The 22,243-nt window shown below is 74.6% G+C and carries 19 protein-coding genes; 11 read left to right on the top strand and 8 right to left on the bottom strand.

Going from position 1 to position 22,243, the window contains the following annotated elements; genetic code table 11:
- Positions 1-537 precede the first annotated feature (537 nt).
- The 4 genes from OO47_RS28605 (at position 538) to OO47_RS28615 (ending at position 3,487) form a co-directional block, all read left to right on the top strand.
- The gene (locus OO47_RS28605; protein ID WP_051716334.1) at positions 538-2,238 is read left to right on the top strand and encodes an FAD-dependent monooxygenase; all 1,701 of its coding nucleotides are present in this window, start codon (positions 538-540) and stop codon (positions 2,236-2,238) included.
- Between the two features lie 47 nt (positions 2,239-2,285).
- Positions 2,286-2,357: a putative leader peptide gene (locus OO47_RS38670; protein ID WP_310851512.1), complete on the top strand. Its 72-nt coding sequence runs from the start codon at positions 2,286-2,288 to the stop codon at positions 2,355-2,357.
- A gap of 195 nt (positions 2,358-2,552) precedes the next feature.
- Positions 2,553-3,038, top strand: a complete 486-nt coding sequence (locus OO47_RS28610) for a cupin domain-containing protein (RefSeq protein WP_234323328.1) — start codon at positions 2,553-2,555, stop codon at positions 3,036-3,038.
- A complete protein-coding gene (locus OO47_RS28615; RefSeq protein ID WP_078490002.1) occupies positions 3,035-3,487 on the top strand; it encodes a rhodanese-like domain-containing protein in 453 nt (150 codons plus the stop codon). The genes OO47_RS28610 and OO47_RS28615 overlap by 4 nt, the downstream gene beginning before the upstream one ends.
- Before the next feature lie 323 nt (positions 3,488-3,810).
- Here OO47_RS28615 and recX read toward each other — a convergent pair whose 3' ends face one another.
- Both recX and recA read right to left on the bottom strand, forming a co-directional pair.
- Positions 3,811-4,377 (bottom strand): recombination regulator RecX, encoded by a 567-nt coding sequence (gene recX / locus OO47_RS28620; RefSeq protein WP_030221366.1) that lies wholly within the window; start codon positions 4,375-4,377, stop codon positions 3,811-3,813.
- A gap of 4 nt (positions 4,378-4,381) precedes the next feature.
- The gene (recA, locus tag OO47_RS28625) at positions 4,382-5,515 is read right to left on the bottom strand and encodes a recombinase RecA (protein WP_030221368.1); all 1,134 of its coding nucleotides are present in this window, start codon (positions 5,513-5,515) and stop codon (positions 4,382-4,384) included.
- Between the two features lie 579 nt (positions 5,516-6,094).
- Between recA and OO47_RS28630 the strand changes: the two genes are divergently transcribed.
- The gene (locus tag OO47_RS28630) at positions 6,095-6,892 is read left to right on the top strand and encodes a hypothetical protein (RefSeq protein ID WP_030221370.1); all 798 of its coding nucleotides are present in this window, start codon (positions 6,095-6,097) and stop codon (positions 6,890-6,892) included.
- 106 nt (positions 6,893-6,998) lie between these two features.
- On the opposite strand, the gene OO47_RS28635 is transcribed toward OO47_RS28630, so the two are convergent.
- On the bottom strand, positions 6,999-7,793 hold the full coding sequence (locus OO47_RS28635; protein ID WP_030221372.1) for an SGNH/GDSL hydrolase family protein: 795 nt from the start codon (positions 7,791-7,793) through the stop codon (positions 6,999-7,001).
- A gap of 148 nt (positions 7,794-7,941) precedes the next feature.
- Between OO47_RS28635 and OO47_RS28640 the strand changes: the two genes are divergently transcribed.
- The 4 genes from OO47_RS28640 to OO47_RS28655 all read left to right on the top strand — a co-directional run bounded on the left by OO47_RS28640 (position 7,942) and on the right by OO47_RS28655 (position 12,233).
- Positions 7,942-9,225, top strand: coding sequence for a sensor histidine kinase (locus OO47_RS28640; RefSeq protein ID WP_051716335.1), 1,284 nt, complete (start codon positions 7,942-7,944; stop codon positions 9,223-9,225).
- Complete coding sequence (locus OO47_RS28645) at positions 9,222-9,890, top strand: response regulator (RefSeq protein WP_030221378.1); 669 nt, start codon at positions 9,222-9,224, stop codon at positions 9,888-9,890. The genes OO47_RS28640 and OO47_RS28645 overlap by 4 nt, the downstream gene beginning before the upstream one ends.
- A 137-nt stretch (positions 9,891-10,027) precedes the next feature.
- Positions 10,028-11,332 carry a cytochrome ubiquinol oxidase subunit I gene (locus OO47_RS28650; RefSeq protein ID WP_030221380.1) on the top strand — a complete coding sequence of 435 codons (1,305 nt, stop codon included), beginning with the start codon at positions 10,028-10,030 and terminating at the stop codon, positions 11,330-11,332.
- Between the two features lie 121 nt (positions 11,333-11,453).
- On the top strand, positions 11,454-12,233 hold the full coding sequence (locus OO47_RS28655; RefSeq protein WP_030221383.1) for a cytochrome d ubiquinol oxidase subunit II: 780 nt from the start codon (positions 11,454-11,456) through the stop codon (positions 12,231-12,233).
- 45 nt (positions 12,234-12,278) lie between these two features.
- Here OO47_RS28655 and OO47_RS28660 read toward each other — a convergent pair whose 3' ends face one another.
- Both OO47_RS28660 and OO47_RS28665 read right to left on the bottom strand, forming a co-directional pair.
- Complete coding sequence (locus OO47_RS28660; RefSeq protein ID WP_033210637.1) at positions 12,279-13,406, bottom strand: AI-2E family transporter; 1,128 nt, start codon at positions 13,404-13,406, stop codon at positions 12,279-12,281.
- Positions 13,407-13,766: 360 nt separating this feature from the next.
- Entirely contained in the window at positions 13,767-13,961 is a 195-nt protein-coding gene (locus tag OO47_RS28665) for a DUF3046 domain-containing protein (protein WP_030221389.1), read from the bottom strand.
- A gap of 79 nt (positions 13,962-14,040) precedes the next feature.
- Here OO47_RS28665 and OO47_RS28670 point away from each other — a divergent pair, with 79 nt between their 5' ends.
- A complete protein-coding gene (locus tag OO47_RS28670) occupies positions 14,041-14,970 on the top strand; it encodes a hypothetical protein (protein ID WP_030221392.1) in 930 nt (309 codons plus the stop codon).
- Between the two features lie 93 nt (positions 14,971-15,063).
- Here the strand turns inward: OO47_RS28670 and OO47_RS28675 are convergent, their stop codons facing one another.
- From OO47_RS28675 to OO47_RS28685, 3 genes are all read right to left on the bottom strand, one after another.
- A complete protein-coding gene (locus OO47_RS28675) occupies positions 15,064-15,372 on the bottom strand; it encodes an AzlD domain-containing protein (protein ID WP_030221395.1) in 309 nt (102 codons plus the stop codon).
- Positions 15,369-16,136 carry an AzlC family ABC transporter permease gene (locus OO47_RS28680; protein WP_030221398.1) on the bottom strand — a complete coding sequence of 256 codons (768 nt, stop codon included), beginning with the start codon at positions 16,134-16,136 and terminating at the stop codon, positions 15,369-15,371. The genes OO47_RS28675 and OO47_RS28680 overlap by 4 nt, the downstream gene beginning before the upstream one ends.
- A gap of 179 nt (positions 16,137-16,315) precedes the next feature.
- Positions 16,316-17,185, bottom strand: coding sequence for an AraC family transcriptional regulator (locus tag OO47_RS28685; RefSeq protein ID WP_030221401.1), 870 nt, complete (start codon positions 17,183-17,185; stop codon positions 16,316-16,318).
- Between the two features lie 136 nt (positions 17,186-17,321).
- On the opposite strand from OO47_RS28685, the gene OO47_RS28690 reads away from it, so the two are divergent.
- Positions 17,322-21,971 carry an ATP-dependent helicase gene (locus OO47_RS28690; RefSeq protein WP_030221404.1) on the top strand — a complete coding sequence of 1,550 codons (4,650 nt, stop codon included), beginning with the start codon at positions 17,322-17,324 and terminating at the stop codon, positions 21,969-21,971.
- Positions 21,972-22,243: the final 272 nt, after the last annotated feature.

Below are 22,243 nucleotides of genomic sequence, written 5' to 3' on the forward strand. Positions count from 1 at the left end.
GAACGACGAGGCCCCAAGGGACCCGGAACGAAGCAAGAGCGGGCGGGGCGGTACCGACACCAGGTCGGCCGCCCCGCCCGCTCCTTCGCGTACGGCGGCGTCGCGGGGCGGGAAGCAGGGGGCCGGGCCCGGGCCGGCAGCCCGCGCCGGCTCCTCGCGTACGAGACCGGTCGGGCTCCGGCAGCCCGCGCCCGTCCCTCCCGTACGACACCCGTCGTGTCCCGACAGGCCGCCCCCACCCCTCCCGTACGACACCCGTCGTGTCCCGACAGCCCGCCTCCACCCCTCCCGTACGGCACGGTCCCGAGGGCCCCGGCAGCCCGCCCCGCCCCTCGTGTACGCCCCCGTCACGAGCCCGGCTGACCTCGTCCGCCCCGCCGTTCGCGGCACCGACTTGAGGTCGGCCGCACCGCGCCCACCCCGTCGCTTGACGCAAGCACCCCCAGTGGGTTGCATACGGTCTGTGATCAACCACCGGGCCCGTGCCACACTCGACCGTGCTGCCCTCATGACCGTCCGGCCTTCAGGAGCCGCGCCGTGGACCCGGTGATCATCGTGGGTGCGGGACCGGTCGGTCTCGCGCTCTCCCTCGCGCTCGCCGCGCAGGGCGTGCCCAGCGTCGTCCTCGACGAGGGCCCCGGCAAGGAGGAGCCCCGCCCGGCCCGGAGCGTCGTCCTGCGCGCCGACATGGCCGCGATGGTCGAACGCCTCGGCTGCACGACCCTCCGCGACGAAGGGGTCCGCTGGGTCGGCTGGCGCGGCATGCGCCGCCGCCAGGTGGTGCGCCACCTGGAGCTCGACCTGGGCCTCGGCGGTACGGAGGAGTGGTCCGAGGACCCCGCCTCGCCCGCCGCCCCGGCCGCCCCGCTGCACATCCCCCAGCACGCCCTGGCGCGCGGACTGCGCGACGCCATCGCCCGGCAGAAGCTGGTCGAACTCGTCCCCGAGGCCCGGCTCGACACCATCGAGCAGGACCGGGACGGGGTCGTCGCCCACACCCGGGGCCCGGCGGGCACCTGGTGGCGCGGCAGCCACCTCGTGGGCTGCGACGGCGCCCGTTCGACGGTGCGCAAGCTGCTCGGCATCCGCTTCCCCGGCCGCACGGCGGTGGAGCGGCACGCGGTCGCCGCCCTGCGCACCGAACTCCCCTGGCCCGGCGAGGCCCTGCTGCACCGTCAGCCGCCGTGGCGCGGCGCCGCCGAGGAGATCGGCGCGCGCCCGCTGCCCGACGGCGTGTGGCGGATCGACTGGCTGCTGCCGCCGCGCGGCGACCTGGTCACCCCGGACGCGCTGATCGCCCGCATCCGCGAGACCCTGGCCGGCTGGTGCGACGGGGTGACGCCCCCGTACGAACTCATCGACACCGGGGTGCACACGCTGCACCACCGGCTCGCCCGGCGCTGGCGGGTCGACCGGGTCCTCCTCGCCGGGGACGCGGCGCACCTGCTCGGCGCGGTCGGCACCCAGGGGCTCGACGAGGGCCTGCGGGACGTGGACAACCTCGCCTGGAAGCTCGCCCTCACCTGGCACCACGGCGGTTCGGACCGGCTGCTCGACAGCTACCAGAGCGAGCGGCGGGCGGCCGTGGCCACCCGGCTTCGGGCGGCGGACCAGTCGCTGCCGGTGCTGCGCGGCGGCGGGGGCCTGCGGACGTACCTGCCCGGGGCCACGCGCGGCCACGACGCCCTGCTGACCGACGGGCACGTGGGGCGCGGCCCGCTGGGCGCGCCCCCCGCGTACCCGCACTCCCCCCTCGCGCCTCCGTACGCCGACGGGCGGATCCCGGTCGGCACCCCGCCGGGCGCCCCCGTCGAGGACGTCCGCGTGACCGCTCCCGACGGCACGACCGTACGGCTCCGGGACCGGCTCGGCCGGGGCCGCCTCCTGGTCCTCCTGATCGCGCCCGGTACGGGGGTGTGGGACCGGCGCCACTGGCGGACCGCCGGTGTGATGCCCCGCCTCGAAGAGGCCGTACGAGGCCTGCCGGTACGGGCCGAGGTCCTGGTGTCGGAGTCCTATCCGGGGGCTCCGGCCCACGCCGTCCTCCTCGTACGGCCCGACGGGCATCTCGTCGCCGCCTTCTCCGGGGTGCGCCCCGAGGAGCTGCACGCGGCGGCGGACGCGGTCCGCGGCGGCCCCCTGACCGACCGGGAGCCCGCCGGGGTGTCCCCGGAGAAGTCCTCCGAGACGTCCTCGGGGGCGCCCGTGGAGAGTGACCGCACGGCGGACATGCATTGATTCCGCCGGGGACGCGTGGTGTACTCCGGAGCGTGACCGACACCGACGTGCGCCTGTGGCGGAGGGTCCACATGGACCTCCTCCGCTATGCGGGCTGCGTGTGTCGCCCGTCCTGCTGATCTCGCCCCTCTCCCGCGCGCCCCGCCGCACTCCCGCCGCACCCCTCTGCGTCGTCCGCCGACGCGGGTCCGTGCGTGCCACGTGCCGTCGCGCGCCCTCCGCGAACCCCAGGACGGTCACCCGTGTCGCAGCACACCGCCCCACTTCCACCCATCGCCCCCGCTCCTGTTCCCGGCTCCGCCCCGTCGGCTCCGATGGCGACCGAGCTGCTCGACTTCGTCCGGCGCACGGCCGCCGACCGGGAACTGATCGCCTCCCTGCCGCTCGACCCCGAGGGCCGCACCTGGGTACGGCTCGACGGCCCCGGCGGCAGCGAGGCCTGGCTCATCGGCTGGCCGCCCGGCACGGGCACCGGCTGGCACGACCACGCCGAGTCGCAGGGCGCCTTCGCGACCGCGCGCGGGACCCTGACCGAGAACGCGCTCGCGGTCCGGCTGCCGGCGAGCGGCTGGAAGACCCTGGAGCTGGCCGACGGGGTGGACCGCTCCCGCCGTCTGGGAGAGGGGGCGGGGCGGGCCTTCGGCCGCCACCACGTGCACGAGGTGCTCAACGAGTCCCCGGACACCCACGCCGTGTCGGTGCACGCCTACTACCCTCCGCTCCCGCTGATCCGGCGCTTCAGCCGGACGGGCGCGGTGCTCCGCCTTGAGCAGGTCGAGCGCCCGGAGGACTGGCAGTGAGCGGGGGACGGGAGAAAGGCAAGGAAGGGGCGGAGCGGGTGGAGCGGGGAGCCAGGGTGGGCATCGACGAGCTTCTGGAACGGGTCAGATCGGGCCTGGACCGGATCGAGCCCCGGGCCGCCTACGAGGCGTACGAGGCGGGTGACGCGCTCCTGGTGGACACGCGCTACGCGGCCCTGCGGGAGCGGGATGGGCTAATCCCGGGCGCGCTGATCGTGGAGCGCAACGAGCTGGAGTGGCGGCTCGATCCGCTGGGCAGCCACCGCGCGACGGAGGCCGACAGCCACGACCTGCGGGTGGTGGTCCTCTGCAACGAGGGCTACGCCTCCTCGCTCGCCGCCGAGTCCCTCCGCCGCCTGGGTCTGCACCGGGCGACCGACCTCATCGGCGGCTTCCAGGCCTGGAAGGCCGCCGGCCTCCCAGTGCTCCTCCCGGCAAGCAGAAGCTGACACGACCGCCCGACACCGGAAGCCCCTCCCGTCCGCCGGGCCGACCGGATCTTCCCCGCCCACCGGGCCGGACGGGCCCTCACCACCCACCGGACCGGCTGACCCCTCACCGCCTGCCGGACCGGCTGACCGCTCACCGCCTGCCGGACCGGACGGACATCACCGCCTGCCGGACCGGACGAATCCCCACCGCCCACCAGGCCGACCGGTTCCTCGCCGCCTGCCGGGCCTGGCAGGCCCGCACCCCGAGCCCGCGCCCGCGCCCGCCAGACTGACCGGGCCCTCACCGCCCGTCGAACCGGACGAGTCCCTCTGCCCCCGTGTCAGAAGGACTCGTCCAGCCCGTCCGTGTCCTCACCCTCCGCCTCCAGCGCCTGCCGGACGACGCGGAGGGCCATGCCCTCGGGGTATCCCTTGCGGGCGAGCATGCCGGCGAGCCGCCGCAGCCGCCGGTCGCGGTCCAGGCCCCGGGTGGCGCGCAGCTTGCGGGCCACGAGCTCACGGGCCGTGGCCTCCTCCCGCTCGGAGTCGAGCTGGTCCACCGCCTCCTGGATGAGGGTGGGCTCGACGCCCTTGGTGCGCAGCTCCCGGGCGAGGGCGCGGCGGGCGAGGCCCCGGCCGTGGTGGCGGGACTCCACCCAGGCCCCCGCGAAGGCGGCGTCGTCGATGAGCCCGACGTCCTCGAAGCGGGAGAGGACCTCTTCCGCGACCTCGTCGGGGATCTCCCGCTTGCGCAGCGCGTCGGCCAGCTGCTTGCGCGTGCGGGGGGTCCCGGTGAGCAGGCGCAGGCAGATCGCACGCGCCCGCTCGGCCGGATCCTGGGGTGACGGCTCCTTCTCGGCCCTCGACGAGTCGGGGCCGTCACCCGGCCATTCGGTACGACCGGTCACCGGTTCAGCTCTTGACCGCGGTGGCCTTGGTCGCCTTCGCGGTCTTGGCCGCGGATGCCGGGACGCTCTTGGCGGCGTCGTCCGCGCCGGCCGCGTCCGTGGCCGCCGCGTCCGCGCCCGGCTCGGCCGACAGGGCCTCGGGACGGACGCCGACGCCCAGCTTCTCCTTGATCTTCTTCTCGATCTCGTTGGCGAGGTCGGGATTGTCCTTCAGGAAGTTGCGGGCGTTCTCCTTGCCCTGGCCGAGCTGGTCGCCCTCGTAGGTGTACCAGGCACCGGCCTTGCGGACGAAGCCGTGCTCCACGCCCATGTCGATCAGGCCGCCCTCGCGGCTGATGCCCTGGCCGTAGAGGATGTCGAACTCCGCCTGCTTGAAGGGGGGCGCGACCTTGTTCTTGACGACCTTGACGCGGGTGCGGTTGCCGACCGCGTCCGTGCCGTCCTTGAGGGTTTCGATGCGGCGGATGTCGAGGCGCACCGAGGCGTAGAACTTGAGGGCGCGGCCACCGGTCGTGGTCTCCGGCGAGCCGAACATCACGCCGATCTTCTCGCGGAGCTGGTTGATGAAGATCGCGGTGGTCTTGGACTGGTTGAGCGCGCTGGTGATCTTCCGGAGGGCCTGGCTCATCAGGCGGGCCTGGAGACCCACGTGCGAGTCGCCCATCTCGCCCTCGATCTCCGCGCGCGGGACGAGCGCGGCGACGGAGTCGATGACGATCAGGTCGAGGGCGCCGGAGCGGACCAGCATGTCGACGATCTCGAGGGCCTGCTCGCCGTTGTCCGGCTGGGACAGGATGAGGTTGTCGATGTCGACGCCGAGCTTCTTGGCGTACTCGGGGTCGAGGGCGTGCTCGGCGTCGACGAAGGCGACCTGGCCGCCGGCCTTCTGCGCGTTGGCGACGGCGTGCAGGGTCAGGGTCGTCTTGCCGGAGGACTCCGGTCCGTAGATCTCGACGACGCGGCCGCGCGGCAGTCCGCCGACGCCAAGGGCGACGTCCAGGGCGGTCGAGCCGGTGGAGATCACCTCGATCGGCTCCTGGGTGCGGTCGCCCATGCGCATCACGGCGCCCTTGCCGAATTGGCGTTCAATCTGTGCGAGTGCGGCGTCGAGCGCCTTCTCGCGGTCGGTTCCTGCCATGGGTTCCACCCGGTTTGCTTGAGTCGATCGCTTCATGTGAAAGACGCTAACCCCTGCCACTGACAATGGGCCCCGGCGTCCCGCCCACCCTGTGGAAAACCCCGCGACAACCCCGCGATTCCAAGGGCCGGACCTCCATGAGAATGGATGTTCGATTTTAGTGTCAAGCGCGCCACGCGGACCCGGAGCGCCGTGCGGAGAGGTCCCCACGGCGGCCGTACCGAGCCCCCGGAGGCAGAGGGACGAGTTTCCGTTTGGCGGTGTACGCCGTGTGCGTCGAGGACGGACGGGTGCTGCTCACCCGCCACGTGCCGCCGACCGGCCACGTCGCTCCGGTCCCGGTCGGCGGCCTGGTCCAGCGCTGAGGCTCCACGCCCGCCGAAACGACCGCGCCGCTCGCGGCGGGCGGGCGAATGGTCGGCCGGTCGGGCGGGCGGGCGAATGGTCGGCCGGTCGGGCGGGCGGGCGGGCGATCGGGCGATCAATCAGTCGGTCGGTCGGTCGGTCGGTCGAGGGGCGGCCGGCCCGCACCGGCCCCTCCCTCAACCGCTGTCACACCCCCGTGCCATCCTGCGCGGCGTGCCCCTCTCCGATCTCACCCTCTCCCGGTGGCGGTCCTTCGACCTGTCCGCCGCACACCGTTTCGCCCAGGACGCCGCGCGCCGGGTGGACGGGCGCGTGACCGCTGTCGACACGGTCGAGCACCTCGGCGCCCCGCTGCATCGCGCCCGCGTGGAGCGGGACGGTCGGGAGTTCGCCCTGATACCCGGCGGCCCCGTGACCCTCGGGTTCGACGCCGAGGCCTGGCGGCCGACGCCCGGGCAGGTCGCCGACTACGCGGAGAGCGCGGAGCAGGGCTTCGGTTTCGGCCCCGATCTGAAGACCCACCTCGCACGCGTGCTCAGCCCCTGGCGGCGCGTCACGCTGCCCACGGTGCTCATGGCCGTGGAGAGCGAGCACCTGTCGGAGCCGCCCGCCGCCGTGCCGGCCGTGCTCGCGGCGCGCGGACTGCGGATGCCGAGCCCGGACGAGTGGGAGCACGCCTGCGGGGCCGGGGCCGACACCCTGTTCCGGTGGGGCGACGAGTGCCCCCTCGACCGGGTCCCCTACGGGGACGACACCGGCCCGCACCGCCTGCCGAGCGCCTTCGGCCCGCGCATCGCCCACGACACGTACGACATGGAACTGACGAGCGACCCCACCACGGTGTACGGCGGGGACGGCGGCGAGTCGGTGTGCGGCGGCTACGGCACCCTGCTGGCGTGGCTCCCCCTGGCCACCGCCCACCGCAATCCCTTCATGGCCGAGTTCGTGTACGGCCCGGACGGCGAGGACTTCGTCGACGACCTCTCCGTGCGCCCCGTCCTCGCGCTCTGAATCCCCGCCCCCGGGCTCCGGACCTCCCGTCCCGCGCCGGCGCTTCCTCGACCCGGTAACGGTGGCCACGCGGGCGCCCCCCTCGTACACGCCGCCGGGACGGCGGTCACCGTACGCCCGGCTCCTCGACCCGTACCACCGGCAGCAGCTCCGACCGCTTGGCCCCGCGGCCGTCGCCGGACGACCGGCCGCGCAGCCGCCGGCCGAGCCAAGGCCCCAGGAAGGCGCCGGCCCAGCGCAGTTCGGCGCGGAGGCCCGTGGGGAGGGGGACGTCCGGCGGCGGCAGCGGGCGGGTCCAGGAGTCGTCGGCACCGGGCAGGCCGAGGGCCTCGGCCACGGCGGCTGCGATGCGCGCGTGGCCCAGCGGTCCGGCGTGCAGCCGGTCGGGGCTCCACAGCCGCGGGTCGGTGACGACCGGCTGGTGGCCGGTCTCCACGACGACGACGCCGTACCGGCCCGCGGCCTCCCGGACGCGCGCGTTGAGGGCCCGGACGCGCGGGACGAGCGGCCGGGCCAGCGGGGTGATCCGGCCCACGTCGGGGAAGGCCAGGGTCGCTACGCGCGCGCCCCGCCCGGTCAGCGCGGCGAACATCTCCTCCAGATGCCCGGCCGTCGCGTCCGCGTCGAACCCGGGCCTCAGCAGGTCGTTGAAGCCCGCGACGACCGTGGCGAAATCCGGATCGAGCGCGAGGGCGGGGGCGAGCTGTTCGGCACGCACCTGCCCGGCGAGGCGGCCCCGTACGGCCAGGTTGGCGTAGAGCATGTCCGGACTGTCGCGGGCGAGCAGTTCGGCGAGCCGGTCCGCCCAGCCGCGCAGACCGCCGGTGTCGTCACCGTCGCCGACGCCCTCCGTCTGGCTGTCCCCCAGCGCGACGTACCGCAGAAACGTGCCATCCGTCATCGCGGACCTCCACCCTCTCCCACCGACCGGCCCTACGGGCGGCCAGACCCACGAGCCGTGCCGCACCCACGCCCACCATACTCACTTTATTGACTAGCCAACTGTATGAGTAGCTCCTGGACCCGCTCTCCGACCTATCCTTCGACGCATGCCCCTCCCCCTCCGCTCCCCCGGCGGCGGCCGTCCGTCACCGCGCGCCGCCGACGCCCTCGTGGCCGGCGCCGTCCTGCTCGTGGTGGCGGTCTGGACGCTCGTCGCGGGGCTCCGCGCGAGCGAGCCCCCGCTCCGCGCCGTGCTCGGCTGGGTGCTCGTCCTGGCCGGCTGCGGGGCCCTGTACTTCCGGCGACGGCAGCCGGTCGCCGTCGCCGTCGCCACGCTGCTCGCCTGCGCCGTCTACTACCCGCTGTCCGCCCAGGACGGCCCGCTCATGATCGCCTTCGCGCTCGCCCTCTACACGACCGCCGCCGAAGGACGCTTCGCCGCCGCCGTCGCGCTCGGCGCCGTCACCCTGCTCGCGGTCGGCGCCGGCGAGGTCCGGCAGCAGCCGGGGCACCGGCAGATCGACGACACCTCGCTCGCCATGCTGGCCGGCTGGCTGATCAGCCTGGTCGCCGTGGGCCGGGCCCAGCGCACCCGGGCCGCCTACCTCCACGAGGTGGAGCAACGGGCGCTGGCCGCCGAGCGGGAGCAGGAGGCCCGGGCCCGGCAGAGCGCCACCGAGGAGCGGCTGCGGATCGCCCGCGAGGTCCACGACGTCCTCGGCCACAGCATCTCGCTGATCAACGTGCAGTCCGGGGCCGCGCTGCACCGGCTCGGCAAGAAGCCGGCCCCCGAGGCCGGGCTCGCCACCGCGACCGAAGCCCTGGAGGCGGTGAGGGCCACGAGCAAGGACGCGCTGCGCGAGCTGCGGGCGACCCTGGGGGTGCTGCGCCGGGCCGACGAGGCCACCCCGACGACCCCCGCCTCCTCCGGCCTCGCGCTCCTCGGCGACCTCGCCGAACGGGCCCGGAGCGCCGGCCTCGACGTCCGTACGGGCGTCACGGGCACCCCCGTGCCGCTGCCGCCGCCCGTCGACCTCGCCGCGTACCGGATCGTGCAGGAGTCGCTGACGAACATCGCCCGGCACGCGGGCGCGAGGACCGTGGACGTCGGCCTCGACTGGGGCCCGGACGTGGTGCGGCTGCGGATCGCGGACGACGGCGGGGGCGCCCCGGAGGACCGCCCGCTGGGCAGCGGCATCCGGGGCATGGCCGAGCGGGCCCGCGCGCTCGGCGGTGAACTGACCGCGGGAAACGGGGAGGACGGCGGCTTCCTGGTGGACGCCCGACTGCCGTACGCCACACCTTCCGCGCCCTCCGCCTCTTCCGCACCTTCCGTACTCGGGGAAGGCCCCCGTACCCCCGAGAAGAGCCCCCAGGAGGGCACCCGATGATCCGTGTCGTGCTGGCCGACGACCAGACCCTGGTCCGGGCCGGTTTCCGGTCGATCCTCTCCGACGAGGAGGACATCGAGGTCGTCGGAGAGGCCGGCGACGGGGAGCGGGCGATCGGCCTCGCCCGCGAACTGCGCCCGGACGTGGTCCTGATGGACATCCGGATGCCGGTGCTCGACGGGCTCGAAGCCACCCGCCGCATCACCGCCGACCAGCGGCTCGAAGGGGTCCGGGTGGTCATCCTGACCACCTTCGACGCGGACGACCACGTGTACGGGGCGCTGCGCGCCGGCGCCTCGGGCTTCCTCGTCAAGGACACCGAGCCGATGGAACTGCTGCACGCGGTACGGGTCGTGGCGCGCGGCGACGCCCTGATCTCCCCGGCCGTGACCCGCCGTCTGATCGCCGAGTTCGCCGGGCGCGCCGAACGGCAGCCGGACCCGAGCCCCCGGCTGAACGCCCTCACCGAGCGGGAGCGCGAGGTCCTCGGCCTGGTCGGCGCGGGGCTCTCCAACGACGAGATCGCCGGCCGCCTGGTCCTCTCCCCCGCCACCGCCAAGACCCACGTCAGCCGGATCATGACCAAACTGGCCGTACGGGACCGGGCGCAGCTGGTGATCCTGGCGTACGAGTCCGGGATGATCACCCCGGGCTGGCTGGCCTGACGCCTCCCCTAAGGGAGGGGACCCCACAGGGACAACCCACGGAGTACGCGCGCGTGGACCGGCGCGACCACCGTGGTACGGCCGGTGTCCACCCCGGACCGACGCCGGCCCCCGTGCCGTACGCCGACGCTGAACGGGTGAACCAGGACGTACTCGATCTCGCCCGGCTGCAGTTCGCCCTCACCGCCGGCGGCCACTTCCTCTTCGTCGCCCTCACGCTCGGGCTCGCGACGGTCGTGGCGGTGCTCCAGACGCGGGCGACGCTCGGCCGGAACCCGCTCCACGCGCGCATGGTGCGCTTCTGGGGCCAGCTGTACGTGATCAACTGCGCGGTCGGGATCGTCACCGGCCTCGTGATGGAGTTCCAGTTCGGCATGGCCTGGAGCGGGCTCACGCACGAGGCGGGCAACGTCCTGGGCGCCTCCCTCGCCGTCGAGACGGTCGTGGCGTTCTTCGTCGAGTCGACCTTCCTCGGCCTGTGGATCTTCGGCTGGCACCGGCTCAACCGCTGGGCCCATCTGGCCGCGATCTGGATCGTCGTCCTGACCGCCTACCTGTCGGCGTACTGGATCCTCGTCTCCAACGGCTTCCTCAACCACCCCGTGGGGCACCGCTCCGGGGACGGCGGGCTCGTGCTCGACGACCCGGTCGCCGTCCTCACCAATCCCTCCGCCCTCCTCGCCTTCGGCCACGTCCTGGCGGGGGCGCTGCTCACCGCCGGGTTCTTCATGGCCGGGGTGAGCGCGTACCACCTCTTCCGCCGCAGCCCCGAGTGGGAGTTCTTCGGCCGCAGCCTGCGCATCGGGGTGTTCCTGTCGGCGCCCGCGCTGATGGCGGCGGCCGTCTTCGGCGGACTCCAGCTCGGGGCCCTCGCCACCTTCCAGCCGATGAAGTCGGCCGTCTTCAGCGGGAAGGCGGCCGAGACCGCGCGCCTCCAGGCGGAGATGACGGAACGTTTCGGTCCGGGTGACTACGTGCCCTCGGAAGCGTGGACCCGAGGCGGCGGCCTGGTGATGCTCATCTGCTTCGCCCTGATGATGTACCTGTGCTTCGCCGGGGTGATCCTGGCCTGTTTCAAGACGGCCGTCTTCCGGTTCCGGCTCTGGCACGCCGTCCTGATGGCGGCCGTGCCGCTGCCGTACCTCGCGATGATCAGCGGCTGGGTGTTCCGGGAGGCGGGCCGGCAGCCCTGGGTGGTGTACGGGCTCCTCAAGACGGAGGACGCGGTGTCGGACCTCTCCCCCGGCGCCATGCGTCTCTCCCTCACCGTCTTCACCACGCTGTTCGTCCTGCTCGCCGTCCTCAACGCCCGGCTCCTGACCCGGCACGCCCGCCGCGGTCCCGTCGACTCCGGCCTCGGCCACGACGAGCGCCCGGCCACCGGCGACGGGCCGGGCGGGGCGCCCGACCCGGCCGACGCACTGCCCGCCCCGCGCTACTGAGCCCCCGCACGCCCCGTTTCCGAGAAACCCCCGAGAAGCCTCCGGGAAGCCCCGAGAAGCCTCCGGGAAGCCCCGAGAAGCCCCGAGAAGCCCCGAGAAGCCCCGAGAAGAGGAATTCCCCGTGGAGACCCTGGCCATCGCCCTGCTCGCCTTCTTCACCGCAGGCTGGTTCGTCCTCGCCGGGGCGGACGTCGGCACGGGCATGCTCGTCCCCTGGCTCGGCCGGAACGACCGCGAGCGGCGGCTCGTCCTCGCCTCCTTCGCCCCCTTCTTCCTCGGCAACGAGGTCTGGCTGGTCGCCGCCGCCGGAGCGTTCGTCGGCTGCTTCCCCGCCCTCGAAGGAGACCTCCTGAGCGGCCAGTTCCCGGTCTTCGTGGCCCTCCTCACCGGCTGGGTCGTGCGCGACACGGGCCTCTGGTCGCGCGGCCGGGGCGCCGGACCACGGCGGCGGGCCGGCTGCGACGCCGCCGTGGTCTGCGGGAGCTGGACCGTCGCGCTCTCCTGGGGGTGGCTGCTCGCCGCCCTGCTCACCGGGCGTCCGTACGCCCCGGCGACCGGCCCCACGGCGGTCCTCGCCGCCCTCGCCGTGGCCGCCCTGTTCGCCGCGCACGGCCTCGGCTTCGCCGTGCTGCGGCTCACGGGACCGCCGTACGAGCGGGCCCGCCGCCTCGTCGGGCGGACCGGGCACCCGTGGCAGTCCTTCGCGCTCACCGGCGTCCTGCTCGCCGGGCTGCCGCTCTGGGCGGGGACCGCGCTGCCGCTGGCCGGACGGGCGGCGGACCCCGCCACGCTCGCCCTGCTGGTGCCCGCCCTCCTCGTCGTCACCCCGCTGCTCGTGGCCGTCCAGGCCTGGACCTGGTACGCCTTCCGGCACCGGGTCACCCGGCCCTCGTACCTCTGAGCCCCGCGTTCGATCCCCGCGTTCCCGGGCGCGGGCCGGAACGCCTCACTCCTCCGGCGCGGACTCCTTCTTGTGGTGCAGGGCCTTCTGCAGCCGGGCGACCACCGCCTCGCCGTACCTGCGGTGGCCGTGGACGCGCGGGTCATCCGTCACGTCGTACCGCTTCACGTACGCGCCGAGGAAGGCCTGCAGGGTGGCGACGGCCGGGATCGCGATCAGCGCGCCGACGGCACCGAGCAGCGCCGTCCCCGCGATGACCGAACCGAAGGCCACCGCCGGGTGGATGTCCACGGTCTTCGAGGTGAGCTTCGGCTGGAGGACGTAGTTCTCGAACTGCTGGTAGACCACGACGAAGCCGAGCACCCACACCGCGTACCAGGGGTTGACGGTGAAGGCGATCAGCATCGGCAGGGCGCCGGCCAGATAGGTGCCGATGGTCGGGATGAACTGCGAGACCAGACCGACCCACACGGCGAGCGCAGGGGCGTACGGCACGTCCAGGATCTCGAAGAGCACGAAGTGCGCGACGCCCGAGATGAGGGCCATCAGGCCGCGCGAATACAGATAGCCACCGGTCTTGTCGACCGCGATCTCCCACGCCCGCAGCACCTCGGCCTGCCGGGCGGGCGGCAGGACGGAGCAGAGCGCGCGCCGCAGCCGGGGCCCGTCGGCGGCGAAGTAGAACGAGAACAGGAAGATCGTGAGGAGCCGGAACAGGCCGCCGAGGACGGTGGCGGAGACGTCGAGGACGCCGGAAGCGCTGTTCTGCACGTACCTCTGCAGCCAGTCGGACTTGAGCAGGCTGTCCTGGACCTCGACCCTCGACAGGTCCGTGTGGAAGCTGTCGTTGATCCACTTGATCAGCGAGTCGAGGTACTTGGGGAAGTTCTCGACCATGTCGACGATCTGTCCGGCGAGCATCGAGCCCAGGAGGACGACGAAGCCGACGCTGAAGACGAGGACGGCGAGGAAGACGAGGAAGGTGGCGAGGCCCCGGCGCATCCCGCGCGCCGCCATGCGCCCGACCGCCGGTTCGATGGCGAGGGCGAGGAAGAAGGCCAGGAGGATGTTGACGAGGAGGCCGACGAGCTGGTGGAAGGCCCAGCTGCCCAGCAGGAAACAGGAGTAGAGCGCGAAGGCCAGGACGAGCGCGCGGGGCAGCCAGCGCGGCATCCGCGCGGCGCCCGCCGGGGACACGGTCTCCGGGGCGGGAGGCGTGCCCACGGCGACGCCTCCCCCCGTGCCGGTGCCGATGGCGGAAGCCGGAGGCGCGGAAGCCGTCACGTCGGTCGAACCGGTCCTGCCGGCGCCGCCGGGCCTGCCGGTGATCCCGCCGGAGCCGTGGGCCTCGTCGGCGCCACGGCTCCCGTGGATCTCCTCGGAGCCGGGGGTCTTGTCGGTGTCGTCGCTGTCGTCAGTCGGGGCCACCCCGCCAGTCTCGCGCACCGCGCGGACATTCCTCCCGGGCCCCCGCCCGTCACCGTACGACGGTCCCGTCCCCCGGTCCGCCCACCGGGCCGGTGGACGGACCGCTCAGCGCTTGTCGGCGGGCACGTCGACGGCGGCGCAGACGGCGCGCCACACGTCCTTCGCCTCCCAGCCGGCGTCCAGCGCCTCCCGTACGGTCCGGCCCCCGAGCTCCGCCATCACATGGTCACTCGCGAAGGACTCGGCGTACGACGCACCGAAGTGGTCGGCCATCCGTTCCCAGAAAATCGTCAACCGCATGCCCCCAGTATCCCGCTCCCAAGAGTGCAGCCCGCTCCGCGGGCCTTGTCAGCACGGCTTTCCGCCCTACGGTCGGAGCATGGCCGAAAAACCCCTCCCCTCCGCGTCCCCGACCCCCTTGGCCCGCGCCGAGCGTTTCGTCTGGCTCACGGCCCGCGTCCTCGAACAGCGCCGGTTCGCCTACCACTTCCAGCGCGGTGGCGCGGATCAGGTCGAGACGGCGCTCACGGCGTACCTGAACGAGGACGGCGGGTACGGCCACGCGCTCGAACCGGATCTGCGCGGGCCCGTCAGCCAGCCGCTGCACACCGCGCACGCGCTGCGGGTCCTGGACTCCATCGGCCGCTGCGGCGGGCCGCGGATCGAACGGATCTGCCGGTACCTCACGGCGGTGTCCACGCACGACGGCGCCCTCCCGGCGATCCACCCCTCGCAGCGGCCCTACCCCTCGGCCCCCTTCGTGCCGGTCGTCGACCGGCCGCCGAGCGCGCTGCTCTCGACCGGTCCGGTGGTCGGGCTCCTCCACCGCAACCAGGTGTGGCACGCGTGGCTGTTCCGGGCCACCGAGTTCTGCTGGTCGGCCGTGGAGTCCCTGGAGAAGTCCCATCCGTACGAGGTCCAGGCCGCCGTCGCCTTCCTCGACGGGGCTCCGGACCGCCCGCGCGCGGAGGCGGCCGCCGACCGCCTCGGCCGGCTCGTCCGGGAGCAGGGGCTCGCCGTGCTCGACCCGGACCGTCCGGAGGACTGGCCGGTGGCGGACGGGTACGCGCCCGGGGAGCACCACTTCCCGCACGACTACGCGCGCGTGCCGGACTCGCTGGCCGCGCGCTGGTTCACGGAGGAGGAGATGGCCCGGTCGCTCGACCGGCTCGCGGCCGACCAGGAGGAGGACGGCGGCTGGCCGATCCGCTGGCGCGCCTGGGCCCCCGGCTCCGCCCTGGAGTGGCGCCCGATCGTCACCGTCGAGGCCCTGCGCACCCTCCGCGCGCACGGCCGCCCCGTCCACTGACGGGGCGGGTGCCGGGTGTACGGGTCAGGTGTACGGGCCGGATGGGCGGGGAGGTCGGGGTCGTCCCGATCCCGTACGGCCCCGGGGCCGAGCTCACCAGCCCAGGGCTCGTGCCCCCGCCGTGACGGCGACGGCGGCGCCCACGACGACCAGGAACGGCGCCCGCAGGACGAGCGCGACGGCGGCCGCGGCGAGTCCGGCGGCCCGGGCGTCCAGGACGAGGCCGCCGCCCGTGCTGAACGTCTGCTGCGCGGTGAGCGCGGCGAGCAGGGCGACGGGGAGCAGCGCCGCAAGCCGCTGGACGAGGGGGCGTTCCAGCACCCCGGCGGGGACGAGCAGCCCGACGAGTTTGACCAGGTAGCACCCGGCGACGGTGAGGGCGATCGCGATCCAGACGTTCATCGGGAGTCCTTCTCTCGTCGGGGCGTGGAGCCGGCCGTGGGGCCGGTCGTGGACGCGGCGCGCCGGCCCTGCGCCCAGAGCACCGCGGGCGCGGCGAGGGCGGCGGCGAGGACCGGCACCCCGGCGGGGAGCACGGGGAGCAGGCCGAGGCCGAGCAGGACGGCGAGTCCGGCGGTGGCCCGCTCGGTCGCGGACGTGAGCATGGGGGCGAGCAGGGCCAGGAAGACGGCGGGTCCGGCCGCGTCGAGCCCCCAGGCGGCGGTGTCACCGATCGCCTCGGCGCCGAGCGCCCCGAGGAGCGTGGTGGCGTTCCACAGGACGTACAGCGTGAGACCGGTGACGGTGAAGCCGATGCGGGCGGCCCGGCGGGACGGCTGGGCGAGCGCGACCGCCGTGGTCTCGTCGATCACCCAGTGCGCGGCGAGGGGCCTGACGGCCTTCGGCAGGGCGAGGAGCTGGGAGAGCCGCAGCCCGTAGAAGGCGTTGCGGGTGCCCAGGAAGAACGCCCCGGCGGCGGCCGTGAAGGGGTTGCCGCCCGCGGCGAGCGCGCCGACGAGGGCGAACTGCGAGGCGCCGGTGAAGACGAGCAGGCTGAGGACGCAGGTCTGGAGGAGGCCGAGTCCGGAGCCCGCCGAGGTCACGCCGAAGGCGAAGCCGGAGAGCCCGACGGCGACGCCGACGCCGAGGGCGTCGCGGACGACGGCGACGTCGGGCTTGGCCGGGGCGTCGTCGGGTATCACGGGGGATGCTGTCTGTTCTGCCACGTCGGGGACGCTACGGCCGCCGGGACCGCCGGGTCTTGTACGTTCTTGCACCGGGCCGACCTGACCGGCAGGGCCGACAGGGCTGGCAGGGCCGACAGGGCCTGACGGACAGGCGCGCCGACCGGGTCAACAGGGCAGGCCAAATCGGCCGGGTCGGCCGGGCCGGCCGTTCTGCCGGATCAACCGATCCCGCGAAGCCCCCGGGCCCCACCCGTTCCCGCGGGTCTTCCCGCCTCACGCGCGCGTTGATAAGCCCCCGGCGGCACCCCGACGCTGCGGGTGAAGTGCCGGTTGAGGTGCGACTGGTCGGTGAAGCCGACTGCGGCGGCCGCCTCCGCCGGGGGGACGCCGGCGTCGAGCAGCCGGCGGGCGCGGCGCACGCGCGCGTCGGTGAGCCAGGTGTGCGGCGGCATCCCGTACGTGTCGCGGAAGGCCCGGAGCAGGGCGAAGGGGCTGGTGTCCAGCTCGGCGGCGAGGCGCTCCAGGGTCGGTGGCTCGGCCATCCGGCCCTCCAGGACCTCACGCGCGCGTGCCGCGTTCCGGGCGCCCGCCGAGCGGGGCGGGAGCGGGGTGATCAGGCCGCCGTGGCTGCGCAGCATCCGGGCGGTGACGAGCCGGAGCAGGCTGTCGGCGGCGAGCGCGTTGCCCTCCTCGGCGGCCCGGTGGACGCCGACGACGAGCCGCGCGGCGTAAGGGTCGTCGATGACGGGCGAGGTGAAGCCGACCGAGCCGCGCAGGGCGAGGGTGTCGGCGGCGATCGACCGGACGATCTCCGCGTCGGGGTAGATCGTGCGGTAGGTCCAGCCCTCGGGGACGCCCGCGTGCCCGGTGTGCGGGGTACCGGGGTTGACCAGGGCGATCTGCCCGGGCCCGGCGTGGACCAGCTCGTCGTGGTGGTGGAAGGCCTCGACGCCCTCGGTGATCGCGGCGAAGACGAAGGTCTCGTGGGTGTGGCGGGCGAAGGCCTTGCGGACGTAGTGGGCGTGCAGCAGGTCGACCCCGGGCAGCTCGGGGTACTGCCAGTACCGTGCCCGTTCCCCGCTCGCCATGCCTCCATTCTGCGCCAGGGGCGTGCGGGCCCGCCGCTCCGGTCCGCTCATACCGGAGGGTGACGGGCCACCGCGCCGTCCGGGCGGTTTTCCACAGGTCCCGGCGGTTGTCAGTGCCCGGGTGCACGATGGGGGCATGGTCAGGTCCGCGCTCGACTCGTTCTCCCCCGCGACCCGTGGTTGGTTCACCGGGGCCTTCACCGCGCCCACGGCGGCGCAGGAGGGCGCCTGGAACGCCATCGGGGCGGGCTCCGACGTGCTGGTCGTCGCCCCGACCGGCTCGGGCAAGACGCTGGCGGCCTTCCTCGCCTCCCTGGACCGGCTGGCGTCCGCTCCCCCGCCCGCCGAGGCGAGGAAGCGCTGCCGCGTGCTGTACGTGTCCCCGCTGAAGGCCCTCGCGGTGGACGTCGAGCGGAACCTGCGCTCTCCGCTGACCGGCATCCGCCAGGAGTCGGTGCGGCTCGGACTGCCCGAGCCGGACGTCCGGGTCGGGATCCGCTCCGGCGACACCCCGGCCGCCGAGCGCCGGACGCTCGCGACCAAGCCGCCGGACATCCTGATCACCACCCCCGAGTCGTTGTTCCTGATGCTGACCTCCGCCGCCCGCGACGCCCTGGCGGGCGTGGAGACGGTCATCCTGGACGAGGTCCACGCGGTCGCGGGCACGAAGCGGGGTGCGCACCTGGCGCTCTCCCTGGAGCGGCTCGACGAGCTGTTGCCGAGGCCCGCGCGCCGGATCGGCCTGTCGGCCACGGTCCGGCCGGTCGACGAGGTGGCCCGCTACCTGTCGCCGGGGCGCGCCGTGGAGATCGTGCAGCCGCCGTCGGGCAAGGAGTTCGACCTCTCCGTCGTCGTCCCCGTCGAGGACATGGGCGAGCTGGGCGGCTCCCCGGCCTCCGAGGGCAAGGAAGGCGGGGACAGGCCGTCGATCTGGCCGCACGTGGAGGAACGGATCGCCGACCTGGTGCAGTCGCACCGCTCCACGATCGTCTTCGCCAACTCCCGGCGCCTGGCCGAGCGCCTGTGCAACCGGCTCAACGAGATCGCGTACGAGCGGGCGACCGGCGAGCCCCTGCCCGAGGGGGCTCCCCCGGCCGAGGTCATGGCCCAGTCGGGGGCGGCGCACGGCGCCCCGCCGCTGCTCGCCCGGGCCCATCACGGCTCGGTGTCCAAGGAGCAGCGCGCCCAGGTCGAGGAGGACCTGAAGGCGGGCCGGCTGCCCGCCGTGGTGGCCACCTCCAGCCTGGAGCTGGGCATCGACATGGGCGCGGTGGACCTGGTCGTGCAGGTCGAGTCGCCGCCCTCGGTGGCCTCCGGGCTCCAGCGGGTGGGCCGCGCGGGCCACCAGGTCGGCGCGGTGTCGACGGGCGTGGTCTTCCCCAAGTACCGGGGGGACCTGGTGCAGGCGGCCGTGGTCACCGAGCGGATGCGGACGGGGGCCATCGAGTCCCTGCGGATCCCCGCCAATCCGCTGGACGTGCTCGCGCAGCAGCTGGTCGCGATGGTCGCGCTCGACACCTGGCAGGTGGACGACCTGCTCGCGGTGGTGCGCCGGGCGGCGCCGTTCGCGTCGCTGCCCGAGTCCGCGTTCACGGGCGTCCTCGACATGCTGGCGGGGCGGTATCCCTCGGACGCCTTCGCCGAGCTGCGCCCGCGCGTGGTCTGGGACCGGGTGGCCGGGACGGTCACGGGCCGGCCGGGTGCACAGCGGCTCGCCGTCACCTCGGGCGGCACGATCCCCGACCGGGGCCTGTTCGGCGTCTTCCTGGCGGGCTCCGACCCCAAGAAGGGCGGGGGCCGGGTCGGGGAGCTCGACGAGGAGATGGTGTACGAGTCGCGGGTGGGCGACGTGTTCACGCTCGGCACCACCTCGTGGCGGATCGAGGACATCACCCGGGACCGGGTCCTGGTCACCCCCGCGCCCGGCGCGCCGGGCCGGCTGCCGTTCTGGAAGGGCGACCAGCTGGGCCGCCCGCTCGAACTGGGCCGGGCGGTGGGCGCGTTCCTCCGCGAGATCGGTGCCCTGGAGGACGAGGACGCGCGGCTGCGGCTGCTCGCCGCCGGGCTCGACGCGTGGGCCGCCGAGAACGTCCTGGCGTACCTCAAGGAGCAGCGCGAGGCCTGCGGCCACGTGCCGGACGACCGGACGATCCTGGTCGAGCGCTTCCGGGACGAGCTCGGGGACTGGCGGGTCGTCATCCACTCCCCGTTCGGGGCGCAGGTGCACGCCCCGTGGGCGCTGGCCCTCGGCGCCCGGCTCGCCGAGCGGTACGGCATGGACGCGCAGGTGATGCACGCGGACGACGGCATCGTGCTGCGTCTGCCGGACGCCGACCTGATGGGCCTGGACATGGGCCTGGACCTCCTCGACCACGAGCCGGTCGACCCGGGCCGCCACGCGGACAAGGCGTACGACGCGGACAAGGCGCCCGTCGGCGCGGCCGACGCCCTCTTCGACAAGGGCGAGATCGGGCAGGTCGTCACCGAACAGGTGGGCGGTTCCGCGCTGTTCGCCTCCCGCTTCCGCGAGTGCGCCGCCCGCGCCCTGCTGCTGCCGAAGCGGAACCCGGGCAAGCGCACCCCGCTGTGGCAGCAGCGGCAGCGCGCTGCCCAGCTCCTCCAGGTGGCGAGCGAGTTCGGCTCGTTCCCGATCGTCCTGGAAGCCGTCCGCGAGTGCCTCCAGGACGTCTTCGACCTCCCGGGCCTGACGGAGCTGATGGGCGACATCGAGGCCCGCCGGGTCCGCCTCGTCGAGGTCACCACCCCCGAGCCGTCCCCCTTCGCCCGCTCGCTGCTCTTCGGCTACGTGGCGCAGTTCCTGTACGAGGGCGACTCGCCGCTCGCGGAGCGGCGGGCCGCCGCGCTCTCCCTGGACTCCCGGCTGCTCGCCGAGCTGCTCGGCCAGGCGGAGCTGCGCGAGCTGCTCGACGCGGACGTCCTGACGGAGCTGGAGCGGGAGCTCCAGTGGCTGACGGAGGACCGGCGGATCAAGGACGTGGAGGGCGTCGCCGACCTGCTGCGGGTCCTGGGCCCGCTCACCGGCGCCGAGCTGGCCGAGCGGGGCGCCGATCCGGACTGGGCGGGCGAGCTGGAGGCGGCGCGGCGCGCGATCCGGGTGCGGATCGGGGGCCGGGAGCACTGGGCGGCGATCGAGGACGCGGGCCGGCTCAGGGACGCCCTGGGCACGGCCCTGCCGGTCGGCGTCCCCGAGGCCTTCACCGAGCCGGTCAAGGACCCGCTGGGCGACCTCCTCGCCCGGTACGCGCGCACGCACGGCCCGTTCACCTCCTCCCTGGCCGGTGAGCGCTTCGGCCTGGGCACGGCCGTCACCGACGGCGCCCTCCAGCGGCTCGCCGCGTCCGGACGGGTCGTCCAGGGCGAGTTCCATCCCTCGGGCATCGGCCAGGAGTGGTGCGACGCCACCGTCCTGCGCCGACTGCGCCGGCGCTCCCTGGCGGCCCTGCGCCACGAGCTGGAGCCGGTGCCCCCGGCGGCCCTCGCCTCCTTCCTGCCCCAGTGGCAGCACCTGGGGAGCCACCGTCTGCACGGGATCGACGGCCTGGTCCGGGCGGTCGAGCAGCTCCAGGGCGCCCCCGTCCCGGCCTCCGCCCTGGAGAAGCTGGTCCTGCCGTCCCGGGTGCGGGACTACTCCCCGGCGATGCTGGACGAGCTGACGACCACCGGCGAGGTGGTGTGGGCGGGCGCGGGCTCGCTGCCCGGCAAGGACGGCTGGGTCTCGCTGTACCTCGCGGACGCGGCCCCGCTGCTCCTGCCCCCGCCGCACCCGCTGGAGCTGTCCGCGCTGCACGAGTCGGTGCTCACCGCCCTCTCCGGCGGGTACGGCCTGTTCTTCCGCCAGATCGCCGACCAGGTCCGGGCGACCACCCACCCGGACGCCACCGATCCGCAGCTGACCGACGCGCTCTGGGACCTGGCCTGGTCGGGCCGGCTCACTAATGACACCCTCGCCCCGCTGCGGGCGCTGCTCGGCTCGGGCCGCACGGCCGGCGCCACCGCGCACCGCGCGCGCCGCACGGTCCCCCGCGGCCGGTACGGCACCCTGACCGCGTCGGCCCGGCCGGTGTCCCGCACGGGCCCGCCCACGGTCTCGGGCCGCTGGTCGCTGCTGCCGTCGCGCGAACCGGAGCCGACCCAGCGGGCGCACGCCCTGGCCCGCACCCTCCTGGACCGGCACGGGGTGGTCACCCGGGGCGCGGTGGCCGCCGAGGGCGTGGAGGGCGGTTTCTCGGCCGTGTACCGGATCCTGGCCGCCTTCGAGGACAGCGGCCAGGCCCGCAGGGGCTATGTCGTGGAGGGGCTCGGCGCGGCCCAGTTCGCGATGGACGGCGCGGTGGACCGGCTGCGGGCCGCGGCGACCGCGCGGGACCGGGGCGTCGAGGCGGCGGCCGGTCCGCGAGCCCTGGTCCTGGCGGCGGCCGATCCGGCGAACGCGTACGGCGCCGCCCTGTCCTGGCCCGAGCCGCCGACCGGCGCCGGGCACAAACCGGGCCGCAAGGCGGGCGCGATGGTGGTCCTGGTCGACGGCGAGCTGACGCTCTACGTGGAGCGCGGCGGCAAGACGCTCCTGTCCTGGCCGACCGACCCGGACGACCCGGCCCTCACAGCGGCGGCAGAGGCCCTGGCCGCGTCCGCCCGCGCGGGCACCCTGGGCACGGTCACGGTGGAACGGCTCAACGGCGCCGCGGCCCTGACCTCCCCGCTGGCCCGCCCCCTGGAGGCGGCGGGCTTCCTGGCCACCCCCAGAGGCCTGCGCCTGCGCGCCTAGAGCGTGTGTCGAAAGGAACGTCGTCTGCCCGGAGGGCAGGCCCGGCGACGTCCGGTGCGTGCGATCGCAAGGCGGAGGGTCGCCCCGATACTTGATGTATCGGGGCGATCCCGACAACGCGGCTGGGGGCACCCCCGTGCCCGAAGGACTACGGGCGAGTGCGTGCCGGACGCCACCGGGCAGGCGGGATTTTCGACACATGCCCTAGGGGGTGTCTTGTCGACGCGCCCCCGGGAAGAAGCCCGAAAGGAGGCCGGCCCCCGGCGTTCCCG

The sequence above is a fragment of the Streptomyces bikiniensis genome (genome assembly GCF_000716625.1).
In the GTDB taxonomy this organism is placed as follows: domain Bacteria; phylum Actinomycetota; class Actinomycetes; order Streptomycetales; family Streptomycetaceae; genus Streptomyces; species Streptomyces bikiniensis.

Coding starts and splice junctions, on each gene's coding strand:
- OO47_RS28610 (WP_234323328.1), top strand. CDS start 2,553: ATGGCGACCGAGCTGCTCGACTTCGTCCGGCGCACGGCCGCCGACCGG.
- recA (WP_030221368.1), bottom strand. CDS start 5,515: ATGGCAGGAACCGACCGCGAGAAGGCGCTCGACGCCGCACTCGCACAG.
- OO47_RS28635 (WP_030221372.1), bottom strand. CDS start 7,793: ATGACGGATGGCACGTTTCTGCGGTACGTCGCGCTGGGGGACAGCCAG.
- OO47_RS28640 (WP_051716335.1), top strand. CDS start 7,942: ATGCCCCTCCCCCTCCGCTCCCCCGGCGGCGGCCGTCCGTCACCGCGC.
- OO47_RS28645 (WP_030221378.1), top strand. CDS start 9,222: ATGATCCGTGTCGTGCTGGCCGACGACCAGACCCTGGTCCGGGCCGGT.
- OO47_RS28660 (WP_033210637.1), bottom strand. CDS start 13,406: ATGCCGCGCTGGCTGCCCCGCGCGCTCGTCCTGGCCTTCGCGCTCTAC.
- OO47_RS28665 (WP_030221389.1), bottom strand. CDS start 13,961: ATGCGGTTGACGATTTTCTGGGAACGGATGGCCGACCACTTCGGTGCG.
- OO47_RS28670 (WP_030221392.1), top strand. CDS start 14,041: ATGGCCGAAAAACCCCTCCCCTCCGCGTCCCCGACCCCCTTGGCCCGC.
- OO47_RS28675 (WP_030221395.1), bottom strand. CDS start 15,372: ATGAACGTCTGGATCGCGATCGCCCTCACCGTCGCCGGGTGCTACCTG.
- OO47_RS28685 (WP_030221401.1), bottom strand. CDS start 17,185: ATGGCGAGCGGGGAACGGGCACGGTACTGGCAGTACCCCGAGCTGCCC.
- OO47_RS28690 (WP_030221404.1), top strand. CDS start 17,322: ATGGTCAGGTCCGCGCTCGACTCGTTCTCCCCCGCGACCCGTGGTTGG.